The sequence below is a fragment of the Agarivorans sp. Z349TD_8 genome (assembly GCF_050870825.2).
In the GTDB taxonomy this organism is placed as follows: domain Bacteria; phylum Pseudomonadota; class Gammaproteobacteria; order Enterobacterales; family Celerinatantimonadaceae; genus Agarivorans.
Map to the genome: position 1 here is coordinate 4,727,082 of NZ_CP194037.2, position 13,498 is coordinate 4,740,579.

The window sequence follows — 13,498 nt, forward strand, 5'->3', positions numbered from 1 at the left end:
GCTAAACTACGGTTTTCGATTACGTAAAATCACGTAGCCTTATACTTTGGTATAAGTTCGTACGATTTCACTATTTTAGCTCAGGCAACAGACTTAACATTAAATTAACATGAAATAATGAGACGCTTCGGTCATGTGGTCGCTTAAAATTAAAATTATTCTACTGTCGGTGGTTCCCCTGATTTTCGTTACAGCCTTAATTGCTAGCTTGGTCTTTAAGCAATCATCAACGCTGGCAAAGCAACAGCTTAAGCTGATCAAAACCAATATCATGCACAGCAAAACCCTGGAACTGCAAAATCATATCGCGCAAGCCTTTGCGAGCATTCGCAATATTTATGAGCCAGCGTCTGCCAACGATCAATACGCGAAACAGCAAGTTCGAGACATCCTCACTCGACTACGCTTTAGTGAAGATGGTTATTTTTTTGCGTACACCTTAGATGGACTAAATTTAGTACACCCGATATTGCCCGAATTAGTCGGAGAAAACCTTTGGAATTACCAAGATGCGGAAGGCACCATGTTAATTCAGGATCTGATTACTCAGGCGAAAGCTGGCGGCGGTTTCAGCCATTACTTATGGGAAAAACCCAGTACCGGAAAACGGGTGAAAAAGCTGGCTTATGTGGTCCTGCTCGACAAGTGGCAATGGATGCTAGGCACTGGCGTCTATCTCGATGATGTGGATGCAGAACTGGCTCGAATCAAGCTGCAAACCGAGCAAAATATTGATCATAATTTTATATGGCTATTCATCGTCACCAGCATTTCAGGCATTGTGATCGCTTTACTAGGCACCTCTCTCAACATTTCCGAACACAAGCTGGCCGATAAAAAACTGAAAGCGCTCACCCAACGAATCATCGACTCCCAGGAACAAGAGCGACAGCGCGTGAGTCGTGAATTACATGACGGTATTAATCAACTGCTTGTCTCTATTAAGTATCGCCTAGAAAGCGCAACCGAATGCAGCAACACCCCAACAACCATCAGCGTTAACTTGCACCAAGGACTCCACACCATTAATCAAGCAATCGGTGAAATAAGACGTATTTCCAAAGATCTACACCCAAGTATATTGGATGATCTTGGCCTCGGCGCGGCTTTAACCAGTCTCAGCCAAGAATTTGAACAACGCACCGCTATCGACGTATTCTTCGAATGCGACATCAATGCCATTCACATACCAGCAATGATCCAAACCACCTTATATCGGATCACTCAGGAAGCTCTACAAAATATAGAAAAACATGCTGCTGCTGATACTGTCGATATTCTATTAACGCATCGTAAACAACAACTCCAGATGTCCATTCGCGACAATGGTTGTGGTTTTGAAATCGAAAACAAATCAACTCAAGCAAACTTCAAACAATTTGATCTAGGCTCCGAGTTCGCCAGTAGCGGCTTGGGTTTACGCAATATATTTGAACGAATTTCCCACATCGATGGCCAAGTGAGTATCCATAGCCAACTTGCGAAAGGGACTCAAATTACCATCAAACTCCCGTTACAAAAGTGCTCAACATTCAACCAAATACCCTTGGAGCAAATTACATGACCTCAGTTTTACTCGTCGATGATCATCCCTTGGTACAAGATGGTTTGAAGATGCGATTAGACACCACGGAAGAATTTGAAGTCGTAGGCACCGCTGCAGATGGGCAACAAGCCTTAGATTTAGTCATCCGCTTAAAACCCCAAATTGTGCTCACTGATATTAATATGCCCAAGCTCAATGGGATTCAGCTGCTAGAATTACTAGCAGTACAATCCCCCGAGACGAAAGTAATTATGTTAAGCATGCACAACAACAAAGTATACGTGCAAAATGCAATGTGTCATGGTGCCAAAGGCTACCTTTTAAAAGACATTACCTCTTGCGAGCTGGTCAACGCCTTACAAGCCGTTGCCAATGGCGGATGTTATATCAGTGCAGGGGTCTCTAACCAACTGTTCGAATCAGGCAAAACCAGCGCGGCCCTCAGTAAACGAGAGCAACAGGTATTGCAACGACTCGCTTCTGGCTGTAGTAACAAAAAAATTGCAGATAAATTATCGATTAGTATCCGTACCGTAGAAACCCATACCTTAAAGATCAGACGTAAACTGAAACTCGATAGTAGTGCGGCAATGATTAAATATGCGATAGATAACTATGGTTCTGGCATCGAATGTTGATTAAGATGTTTTATTCAACAATAACGAATCACTACTCGCAACTAGAGGCTGAATTTGAAGCGTTCTGACCTGAGTAAATCGAACAAACCGAATAAACAAAAACGCCCAAAAACCCAAGTTCGCTTGGTGAGTGGCTCAATGCAAACAAATGCCAATCAGCAGCTCGAAAGTGATTTTATTGCGGCCTTCGAATATGCCCTAGAACTCTTAGAAAAACCTAAAAATAATTAGTGGGTTATAACAGTGCTGTTGGACGCATTTCTACCAGAATACATGGCTTAAACTAACAGCTTGTGTCACTGGTCGATTCACGCCACACTCGACACCTTAGTCATTCAAGCTCGGTCTTACTTTTTACCCACTAGAGGCGTGAAGCTGATTTTACCCTCTTCATATTTGGTTTCGGTGGGGCCGTACTCCCGATTAGTAAATAATTTCTGACCCACAATATCTAAACGAACATTAGGGTGTAACTCTCGGCGCACCGTCAGCTTCGCCTTAGCAAAAAATTCTTGCTCTAATTGCTGATTATAATCGAGGGCAAAGTCAATTTGTACCAACTCCTGACGAGTATGATGTAAGGTTGCCGCAAGTTTATCGGCAGTATCGGGCTCCCGTTCTTCTTTTTTTACAGAACTCAACTTCATCTGGGCATCAAGCACCTTACCCAACTTTTGGTGGAGAGTTTGCTTCACATTATTTAAGCTTCGACGCTCTTCTTGGATTTCATCAAAATCACCAGAGATAGTCAGCTGCGTTGCGGTGCCCGCAGTGGCGCCAAGTACTACAGTCGATATTTCATCACCAGCCTCGACAGAGCCACCAATTAAGGTTCCGCGCAAACCACCCGCATCACTCACCGTCACCTTTCCCTTACTCTCTATTTTACTATGCAGTAACTGGCTGGTCACGGTCACATCTTTTTCCGCTTGGACATGAGAGTACTGTATAAAAGTGGCATGCACTTCGCCTTGGGCTTGAATCGAACAGGAGTAGTTTTCGTCCCCTTCCTTGAGTCGGTGGCCTATCACCCCTTTACCAACCACTACATCACCACCCGCAACAATATTCGCCGATTCGACAAAACCATTAATATGTACATCGCCAGTCGCGGACACCTTCATACCTTCGGCAACGTTACCCGTGATTAATATGCTACCGCTAAAATCGACATGGCCATAGCTGACATCCACTTCTTTAATCGACAACACATCGTCAACTTTCATGCCATTTTCGATTTCCAAAGGCAGGCCGATACAGGTCGCCAGTAACAGGTTTTGATCATCATTTGCTATACGCGAACCCTCGCCCACGGTAAAAGGAATCTCTCGGCCTTGCTTAAAAGGTAAGGAATCGCCACAAACACTCATCCCCTGACGACCGACAGTGAAGGGATGGCGGCGCATCAAGGGCTTATCTGGCTCAACCGTTTCGAGGCTACCAAGGTCACGCATATCAACCCTACCATCACTGGTTTCCTGAGGTTGTAACAAACGTTCTTTAGGAGTGGCGACTAAGCGCTCGAAACGACTATCTTGACCATCAACCGCTGCACGACCTAAGGCCACAACCTTCTCCAATTTCATCCCCGGATCGGCAGTTCTGGCGGCGTTAAGCAATGCTAAAGCGCGTTGTTTTTGTAGACCGAAGCTCACCCCCGCTTCTTGCATAGCATTTACCAGATCCCCCTGAGAGATTGGCCTACCGCCATAGGCGGCGGTAATAGTGGCTCGAGCCACCATCTTATCCTCTGAAATTCGAATACTAATCTCAGCATTGCGAATACTGGCAATTTTTATAAAAGTATCGCCCCACTTCTTAATCAGTTCAGGAGACTCCCTCAACTCGGCAAACTTAGCAACAGCGTCTTGAATCGCCTCCTCATCAAATAAGTAGTGACTATATTCAGAACGATGCAACAGTGCTTGAACATCGGTGACGCTAACATGGCTGTCTTGCGGTGTGATTTCGATTAACGCAGCCAACTTATCTTGCGATAAACGTAAACAACTCAATTCCAGCATTTAGCCCCCTTTCTCGTTTGGCGTTCACCATAACAAAACATACTTAAGCGATATTTTTCTATTATGCCTGTTCACATCCTGTTAACCAATAGTCGAGCAAGCTCTAGTCACCAACTAATTGAACTAGATCTTCATTTAGTATGATGAATAATAAAATTTATGTAACTTTACAAGATATTGATCAATAAAATCAGCAATCAAATATAAAATTCATCGCAAAACTAAGTGCCTTAATTTTGCCACAATACCGCTATTTTTAGTTGTACTTTCAACAACACATCACTACCTTGATAAGACGATGCGGGTCTGGCTCTCAAATCGCCTCACCACAATTTATTTTGAGGAAATGAGAACATTATGAAACTTTCCAAGCACAAGTTTAGCTATCTTCAACAAATCGCGATTGTACATATTATCGCTGGCCTCATCACCATGCTATTGGCTTATTATGTAGGGACCTTTAGTGCCATCGTTTTAGGCTTATCGATCATTGCTTATGCCGCTGTAGGCTTATGGTTCAACCAACGACTACGCAAACAACTCGTCAAGCCAATCGATCATAGTAGTTACTGGTTGTTTTTAGCCGTGGGACTATTACTAACGCTGTTTCCTGGAATCACTTTAGGTCTAGCCGCCCTGTGTTTAGGCGGCGGTTTGATCATCTACGGTATCCAAAGTTTCAAAGGCTCACGACTAAACGCGGGGCAGCTTATTTGGGCGAAGTGCCGAGCGCTGTTTAGCATCTTACTCGGTCTAGTGATTATCTTATCGGGAGCCGCTGGACTGGCGTGGTTAATCGGCATGTTGTTTGGATTACATATCTTCTTCTACGGCATCAACTTATGGATGCTCAGCAAAGCATAGGGTATTGGCTAAAAGCACTCTCCCACTTCAGCCAATACCCGACGTCATATCTCGCGATTATTCCTTTAAAATAGCGATATTTTGTGCGCTGCTAAACTGTGAGCTAATGGGTTCGATATCTAGGGTCAAGCCAATGATATTTCCATCAACGATGATGGAGGTAATATCATTACGCACCGGGTAAGCACCACACAGCTCTCCTTCATCACAAATACTCTCGTCCCTGTCGAGATCAGAAGTCACATAAAGACGATATTCACCGGCCTTCACTTGCGCAAAACTAAACGGGAACACTCCCCCAGTCATTGTCACCTGCTGTTGATAAGCTAGATTTTCTGTCACGGGATCAACCAAAAACACATAAACTAAACCACTATCATCGGCTTGCTGTTTGCTCACCGTCATCGATAAGCTGACTGGATATTCTCGACCATCGGAAGCGCTTAGAGTGATGGTGGTACTATAAGTACCATCGCTCAAATCAGTACGACTCACTTCAACCACATAGCGACCTAAGCCGTTACTATCGGCTTCACTGGAGTCAATGGTTAACCACCCAGCGTCTTTGGCCACACTTTGTACCGACAGGCCGCTATTCCCCACTAATGTTACAGTGAATTCAGCAGAACTTTCTGAAGAACTGAGGCTAATCTGACGAGTGCTTAAACGGAGATAACTAGAGATATTACCACTGCTATCAATTTGACTTTGCACCGCCTTCTCGGCATTTAATAAGCCATAACCATATTTATCATCTCGACCCACAGCACCAATATCATCACTGAGGCTCTCGCTGGCCAGTAAGTTCAAAAAATCTGCCGTGTTAAGGTTGGGATTAAGTTGTTTCATCAGCGCAACAACCCCAGCAACATGCGGACTAGCCATGCTGGTGCCATTTAAGTATTGGTAACTTGCAGTGAGACTAGCGCCCCTTTGATTCACATAAGTACTGTAGACCCCATCACCATAACCATCCCCATCTAAATCAACGCTACTATTGCCGCCCGGCGCAGCAATATCAATGTAACTGCCATAATTAGAATAAGAGGTAATCGTTTGGCTCGCGTCCACCGCACTAACACCAATAACATTGGCTAAGGCCGCAGGATAGCTTGCTTGAGAGGAGCTCTCGTTACCCGCTGCTGCGACCACAATAACGCCCTGAGCCACCGCAGCTTGTACGGCATCGTTTAATACTGAAGAACTACTGGTTCCGCCTAGGCTCATATTAATGACACTGGCAGCTTGTTTCGGCAAAAGACCCGAGGCATTGCTCAGGCCCGCCGCATATAAAATCGCCTGAGAAATATCATACAGCGTTCCGCCACCATAACCCAAGGCTCGTAAATTCATAATTTTCACATTAGGAGCGACACCTGCAACACCTATCGCATTGTCGGTTTGTGCCGCGATGGTGCCTGCCACGTGGGTGCCATGCCAAGATGAGCTACCATTGGTACCGCTCTGGTCGCCGGGGTCTTCAGGGTTACTATCAATGCCATCGCCATCAAGAGACATATCGCTATCAAGAATAAAATCGACACCATCATCGCTCAGTTGAGCTTGCAAATCAGGATGACTTTGGAACATGCCGGTGTCGATTACCGCCACCACAACATCGTTCAAGGTTTGCCCTTGCATTACCTGCCAAGCTGCCGCTAAATTAATTTGCTGATAATGCCATTGGCGAGCCACTAAGGGATCGTTAGATAATGCACTGGGCCGATAAAGATAATTAGGCGTCACCTTATCACTTCCCAGCCGATGGGCCATTTGCTTCACTTTCAGCAAACTGCGTTTCTTCACGCTATATTCGGCGGAAGCGTTATCGGAAAATCCAGCCACCTCAAGCGCGCTAGTGCTAGTCCCCAATGAGCGGACCCGAGCACCACTCTGCTGCAGATACAAGCTCATGCTTGGGCCAGCGCTCAGTAGCGATAACTCATCATCGGTGGTAGTCATGGCACGCGCCAAAGTTTGTGCTTGCTTGACTACGATTTGATCGTTCACAAAATCCTGTTGGGTGCTCAAGTACTGCCCAGCCGCCGTACTTTGCTGGTTTTGTGCAATCAAACGTAGAGTATAATTACCACGAGAGAGAGTTTGATTGGCATCCGTATAAGTGGTCACGAGTACATAGTAACTGTCGGCTGCATCGACACTGAGGTATTCAGTTTGATTCACGCCAATAGAGCTCGCCACCTCCGCATTCAGATCACTAACTCGATACAAAACCAGATCAAAATCACTGTTCGCTGCGCTTCCCTGTTGCCAGTCGGCGATTTCTAAGAATATCGACTGGCCCTGCTCTAAATCTACTTTATAAACATCAATATCATCATTCTCGTCGGCAAACCGATCATCGGCCACCCCCGTCGCTTCACTCGTTAAATAGCCACTAACTACGGCAATCGGTGGGAGTTGTTGCGCGGTACTGCTGGTATTGTTGGTTACATAAGGCGCATTAAAATCATTTACATCACTATCAATGACAGTATTCGATAATACGTTTGCGGTCCCTGAAAGCAGATAGCTTGGGAGTTCTTCTGTGACATTACCGTCACTACTACCATTACTCTCCCCACCCCCACCACAGGCAAACAAGCTTAATGCAAGTAACCAAAGCACAATAATTTTCATATATTCCCTTACCTAAACCGACACATTCTTCATGCCATCATATTCAATCTTCATCAAAAGAACATGTGAAGATATAATATCACTTAGTTTTTTTACATTTATGCTATGTAAAACAAAGGGTATTAAATTGTAAAGAATTGTCATGAGTCCGATCTTACTGCGCGGTGAACTCACTTGAAAACGACTGACGCGCTTTCACTCAGCGATGTAATACGCAGCAACATTAGCGGGTCTTGAAGAGAAGTGAAATACCAAGACTCCTCTCAATCAAAGAACAGCCAGCGATTAACTATTCTCTTCTATACCTTTTTGTTGATTAATTTTGGCTGCTTGAGCATCGAGAATGGCTTGAGGAATTGTCCCCTTGGTTTTAATTGCCCCGGTGAGGTTGGCTGCGGTTTTCGCTTCCGCCGATTCGGTCACTCCTGCAATTTTAGACCCGACCGCCTCTACTAAATCGCTGACACCTGCAATTTTGGACTCTGCACCAAGCGCCTGCTCTCCGATAGCTTTCACTTGGTCCAAGGCCGTTTGTTGGCCGACACTTTCCACGCTTGATGTCACTGCCGTGGCAATTGGGTTACCTGATAAACCAGCAACCAAAGCTGCCGCAAGCGTTTGCCCGAGTTGAGTAAATTGTGCTTCGATATCAGTTTTTAAGCCACTTTGTAATAAATCAGTTCCCGCTAAACCCGCAGCGATAGGATTTCCAGAGGCTAAACCTAAACCTAAATCCAAAGCTTTAGGCGCCAATTCTTCAAGACTTAGATCCTTCGGCTCAGCCTTTGCGGTTTGTTCCTCGGTGGTGAGCTTATCAGCCGCTTGCCCTAAGGACTCCGTAGCACTTGAATCACCTAACTGAAGCACTTGCTTTAGGGTTTCAGCAAAACCACCATTACTACTTTCTTCCGCGGTCTGTTGAGCGTTTACCTCGATAAGCTTAGGTTTATAAGCGATATCTTGGGTTGCGAGTGGCGTCGAGTTATAAGTGCTGCTCATTGTATCTTCCTTGCTAATTAATTGAGTCGTCTAGGGCAAAAGGGTCTTGATTAACCGCGACCAACACATCCCTAATTTGAATATTTGCCATTTCCGAGTAGCGCTGTGTGCTTAACACGGCTCGATCTGACTGTACCGATACAACCGTGAGTTGAGTATTGTCGGCATTAAAGATCGGGCCTTTTAAACCACCATCAAGATGCATCAGATATTGCTGACGAACCAGTTCAAATTTATCCCCTTTACGCACGCCGTTTACTCGTCCGATATTAATCACAACCTGACCATTATAGATACCAACAACTTTGGCGAGGCTTTGTCGGCAATACAACGAATCTTCAACATCTTGAACTGACTGATCTATATAGGAATCAATCAGTTTGCCATAATCCGAAGACCAAAACGTTTCACCAGTTACATCAAACTTCATAGTGACATCAAACGGCCACTCTCGATTCGAGCCATAATTTTTACGTAAAACAGTCTCTCCATTGATTCCATCAATCACAAACAACTTCATCTGAAAGTTTCGTTGTTTCACCGTATCACTGATGCCCAGCAGATTGGTGGAAGTCTCGTTATAACTGGACATATCGACGATTTGACCAAACAGGATGTATTGCACATCGAATTTTTCCGATAACGAACGAGCGAACGTGAGCATTTGCGATTCTAAATCATGCGAGTAACGACCATCCAAAGCAATTTGCTGAGTCATTAAATGACGCGCATCCACCCGCTTGCTGTTTTGCTTGAAACGATGAAAAACTCTTCGTGATACCTCTTCCGGTGTACGATAAATTCCGCCCAACTGAGCATGCTCACGCTTTTGTAGCTGAAAAGGACCAACAAATAAGGTCTTCGCATAACTGTCCTTTTCACAGCTATTAAGGGGAAAGATATCAGCCGCGACTTTCACCACAATCTGGTCTTCCTTGATCGTCTCAACTAACAGCTTCATGTCATACACTTCGCCATTAGTGCGAACCGTTAGTTCATCGGTTTCCAGCACTCCAGATTTAACAACCTGCAAAGACTTAACACTCGCCCCACCCCGATACATTAATGTGATCAACGCAGCTTGGATCGCTTGCTGGCGAGCAGTATCGACTTGACCATCAATAATCCGCGCCTGTCCTTCTCCCTCCAGCCACACGCCGTAACAAGGAACAACCAATAGCGCATACAAAAAAGCACTAGAGTAAATCAATCTCAATAGGTACATCATCAACTTCCTATAAAGGCCACATACTTCCACCTAGGAACGAAGACAACCAACCTTGAGTTTGCACGTCGGCATGATCCCCTGTACCACTAAACTCGATCCGTGCATCGGCCACTTGATAAGAGCCGATCGTATTATTTTCCGCAACATCTAGAGGCCGAACAATACCGGTAAACCGCATATACTCTTTCCCGTTATTAATTACCAGCCACTTCTCTCCGCGTACCACCAGGTTGCCATTGTTAAGAATGTCGACCACCGATACCGTAATTCTCCCAGATAAACGATGTCGTTGATTGGCGTCTGAAGAACCATCAAAATCTTGCTTCTGATTCATTTCTAGTTGCACTTCTCGACCATTAATAGTCAAGGTGCCACCAGGTACCGAAATCGGATCCAACTTATAGCTATTTTCTTTCCCCAGAGTTGAACTAGCCGACTTAGTCGCAGTTGCTTCCTCATCAAGTAAAATGGTGATGGTATCGCCTAAAGCGAAAGGAGGTGTATAACTATATAAACTCCGCGAAGTGTTGCTGTTAAACATCGAGCCGGTCACAATCACTGGTGCCGCCGCAGGGCCGGGTTCAATAGGCGCATAGTAAGGGTCATCTGGAATTGGTGAACGATGATCGGTACTCACCGTGACTTGTCGCTGACTACTGTCTTCATGCTCTTGGACGCTTTCCACAACATCTTCTACGCCCTCTTTAATAGTCGAACATGCAGCTAACAAGGCTATACTGCACATCACCATCATCCTAGTTATCATTGATCTATTCCCACTTCCGCTAGTTCCGTTTATTACTCTTTCATATACTTTACTGAAGAGGACTGAACGCCCCTTTTAATTAGCTGCTTAAATAAAACATAAACAACTTATAGCAAAGCAAATGCCACTAACGTCATTAGAAACACATCCTTACGAAGATCTAATCGACACAAACGTGTAATCACCGACAACAATCCGTCGCTTAGGTCATTCACCAATGATTTAATGCAAATTAAATGCCACTAAATTCATATATTTCAGCATTTTATGTTAATTTTGAAATTTGATGTAAATTTTTATTTAGCGCTGCCGATAAACAATATGACTGTTGTTTATTAACTAAACAGTAAAATCCATGTAGAATCGGCAAATCTTGCCTGTGAACGGCAAAAAATTGTCATAAAAAAATGAAACTGCGGAAAAACATTTCCCATAAGCTTATGATTTATAAATAGGAATTGTTCAATCCAAGAGCATATAATGTAATATTCGAAGTAGTCCCCTCCCACACATAACGGCTTCTTAACAGATGTTCTTCCAAAACTATTTTTACAGTGCTTGATTACTTCTTGATTCAGAGACTGTACTGCTAAACTCGATAACCCCCGCTAAAAGAGCCCGCTTATTAAACTCTTATCGATATGACTTAGGAATATTTTTGCAGCAGAAAATGCCAAGACCATCGACGCCATTTATTCAAGCTCATAGCGTTCACCAGCCAGTTTTAGATCTGAAGCAAATCAAAAGATAAACCAGCCCTTAAAGCACTCGATCAATATGCCGAGCAACTAATGTCAAAAGACCTTATAAATTAAATCGTCAAATAATTTGAAACTATTAATGCGGAAACTACTATTAAGTTGAGTTGCTTACTTTATAACCTTAAAAACCGAAGTTGATTTCTATGTCCCATAAATTGGTTTAGCTACTAAATTTTTCTAGGAAAGAAAGTACGTCTCGATTACGGTGAATTGCTTTTCATAGACTAACAAGATCAAATTTATCCAATGATGATAATTCAAGCATAGGGTAATAATTGATCGCATGACTGGTAACTAGACCCCAAGTAACACCGTTGCTGGGCCAAAATGGTAATAGACAAATGTTAAAACTTAAAGATATTAGAGTCAGTATTAAACTTAGCATCCTTATTAGTGTCGCAATCATAGGCTTTATAAGTCTGTCGCTAATTTCGGCAAACACCCTCAGCCGTAACTTAACCTTTGAACGAGAATCACGCCTCAAGGCAGTGGTTAATGCGGCTCTCAGCCAAATAGCCGACTTCAATCAACGATATTCTAAAGAAGAAGCTCAAGCTCGAACCAAGGAGTTGATCGAAGCAACTCGTTTTGATGGTAATAACTACCTATATATTATTGATACTTCACGCCGAATATTAGCTCATCCGATACGGGCCGATCTGATTGGTCAGCAAATGGGCGACGCAAGCAAAGGCTCCAAAGAACACTATTGGTACGACATGGTTAATGCTGGGCAGAGGCCAAATGGTGGCATCGTTACCTACCCTTGGACTAATGGCAACATGCAAGCCTCGAATAAAATCGCCTATCTTCGAAATTTTCAAGCTTGGGGCTGGATCGTCGGTGCAGGAATGCTAACCGACGACATTGCTCAAGAAGTGAACAATCAGGTATTAAAAATGGCGGGAGCCACCTTGCTGATTATCGTTATTATGATCCTGTTGGGTTATATCATTAGCTCTTCCGTAGTGAAACCGCTTGAAGACATTAAGCAAGCGATGAAATCAGTCGCCGATGGCGATCTCACGGCCAAAATTCCAGTTCATGGCCAAGATGAAATTGGTATTGTTGCCATGCGAATTAACGAAAGTATTCGCTCGGTTCGTAAAGCTTTACTTGAGTCGGTGAACTCAGCGAAACAACTAGCAGATGCTGCAACACGCATCGCCTCTTCTGCAGAAGAAACAAGTCAAGCTGTGACCAATCAACGAGACCAACTAAACCAACTAGCAACAGCGATGAATCAAATGTCGGCAACCGTTGCCGAAGTGGCAGGTTATGCTGAATCTACTGCAACTGACACAATTAATGCCAGTAAAGAGGCAAAACTTGGTAATAACGACGTAAGTTTAAGTGTTGATAGCATTAAAACTTTATCCGTTGAACTAGAATCGGCCACCGATCAAGTGAATAAGTTAAAAGAAGGAGTGATGGAGATCAGTGATGTCACCTCAGTGATCAGTAGTATTTCTGAACAAACCAACTTGCTCGCATTAAACGCTGCCATTGAAGCCGCTCGAGCCGGAGAACAAGGTCGAGGATTTGCGGTCGTCGCCGATGAAGTTAGAAATTTAGCAGCAAGGACTAATCAATCAACCGAAGAGATCCAAAGCACAATTAATCGCCTACAAAAACTCGCCGTTGATACCGCCAGTGTGATGCAAAAAAGTAAAGACTTAGCGCATGTTAGCGTTCAATCCGCAGAAAGTTGCGGCAGCGATCTAGGAACCATTGTCAGTCATATTGAACATGTAAGTGACCAATCGACCCAAATCGCAACGGCTGCCGAAGAACAGAGTGCGGTTGCAGAAGATATGAATCGTAATGTGTCAGGAATTAATGACGCTGCCTTAGAAATGACTCAAGCATCCGGTTATCTTGCTTCAGAAAGCGAAACCTTAGCCAGTATGTCACAACAATTGGATGAGAGATTATCGCTTTTTAAACTTCAATGACAGGCTATACATGACAAACAAAGCTTTGTTGAATAAAAATAGAGCTTCACATTAAAACCTTAAACCGCAGCGCTTCC

The 13,498-nt window shown here is 44.0% G+C and carries 10 protein-coding genes; 5 read left to right on the forward strand and 5 right to left on the reverse strand.

Annotated elements, in window-relative coordinates; translation table 11 throughout:
- Nucleotides 1-133: 133 nt before the first annotated feature.
- From ACRRS1_RS21365 to ACRRS1_RS21375, 3 genes are read left to right on the forward strand one after another with little or no spacing between them, the layout of a single operon-like run.
- Nucleotides 134-1,564 carry a cache domain-containing protein gene (locus ACRRS1_RS21365; RefSeq protein WP_432468771.1) on the forward strand — a complete coding sequence of 477 codons (1,431 nt, stop codon included), beginning with the start codon at nt 134-136 and terminating at the stop codon, nt 1,562-1,564.
- Nucleotides 1,561-2,184: a response regulator gene (locus ACRRS1_RS21370; RefSeq protein ID WP_432468770.1), complete on the forward strand. Its 624-nt coding sequence runs from the start codon at nt 1,561-1,563 to the stop codon at nt 2,182-2,184. Before ACRRS1_RS21365 ends, ACRRS1_RS21370 begins: the two co-directional genes overlap by 4 nt.
- Before the next feature lie 54 nt (nt 2,185-2,238).
- The gene (locus ACRRS1_RS21375) at nt 2,239-2,415 is read left to right on the forward strand and encodes a hypothetical protein (RefSeq protein WP_432468769.1); all 177 of its coding nucleotides are present in this window, start codon (nt 2,239-2,241) and stop codon (nt 2,413-2,415) included.
- Between the two features lie 116 nt (nt 2,416-2,531).
- Here the strand turns inward: ACRRS1_RS21375 and ACRRS1_RS21380 are convergent, their stop codons facing one another.
- Entirely contained in the window at nt 2,532-4,208 is a 1,677-nt protein-coding gene (locus tag ACRRS1_RS21380) for a DUF342 domain-containing protein (protein WP_432455492.1), read from the reverse strand.
- 357 nt (nt 4,209-4,565) lie between these two features.
- Here ACRRS1_RS21380 and ACRRS1_RS21385 point away from each other — a divergent pair, with 357 nt between their 5' ends.
- Complete coding sequence (locus ACRRS1_RS21385) at nt 4,566-5,072, forward strand: hypothetical protein (protein WP_432464016.1); 507 nt, start codon at nt 4,566-4,568, stop codon at nt 5,070-5,072.
- 57 nt (nt 5,073-5,129) lie between these two features.
- On the opposite strand, the gene ACRRS1_RS21390 is transcribed toward ACRRS1_RS21385, so the two are convergent.
- The 4 genes from ACRRS1_RS21390 to ACRRS1_RS21405 all read right to left on the reverse strand — a co-directional run bounded on the left by ACRRS1_RS21390 (nt 5,130) and on the right by ACRRS1_RS21405 (nt 10,705).
- Nucleotides 5,130-7,712 (reverse strand): S8 family peptidase, encoded by a 2,583-nt coding sequence (locus tag ACRRS1_RS21390; RefSeq protein WP_432455490.1) that lies wholly within the window; start codon nt 7,710-7,712, stop codon nt 5,130-5,132.
- Between the two features lie 285 nt (nt 7,713-7,997).
- On the reverse strand, nt 7,998-8,711 hold the full coding sequence (locus tag ACRRS1_RS21395; RefSeq protein ID WP_432455489.1) for a hypothetical protein: 714 nt from the start codon (nt 8,709-8,711) through the stop codon (nt 7,998-8,000).
- A 13-nt stretch (nt 8,712-8,724) separates the two neighbouring features.
- Complete coding sequence (locus ACRRS1_RS21400) at nt 8,725-9,939, reverse strand: flagellar assembly protein T N-terminal domain-containing protein (protein WP_432455488.1); 1,215 nt, start codon at nt 9,937-9,939, stop codon at nt 8,725-8,727.
- 7 nt (nt 9,940-9,946) lie between these two features.
- Nucleotides 9,947-10,705, reverse strand: coding sequence for a flagellar basal body L-ring protein FlgH (locus tag ACRRS1_RS21405; RefSeq protein WP_432455486.1), 759 nt, complete (start codon nt 10,703-10,705; stop codon nt 9,947-9,949).
- 1,102 nt (nt 10,706-11,807) lie between these two features.
- Between ACRRS1_RS21405 and ACRRS1_RS21410 the strand changes: the two genes are divergently transcribed.
- Nucleotides 11,808-13,421: a methyl-accepting chemotaxis protein gene (locus ACRRS1_RS21410; protein WP_432455485.1), complete on the forward strand. Its 1,614-nt coding sequence runs from the start codon at nt 11,808-11,810 to the stop codon at nt 13,419-13,421.
- Nucleotides 13,422-13,498: the final 77 nt, after the last annotated feature.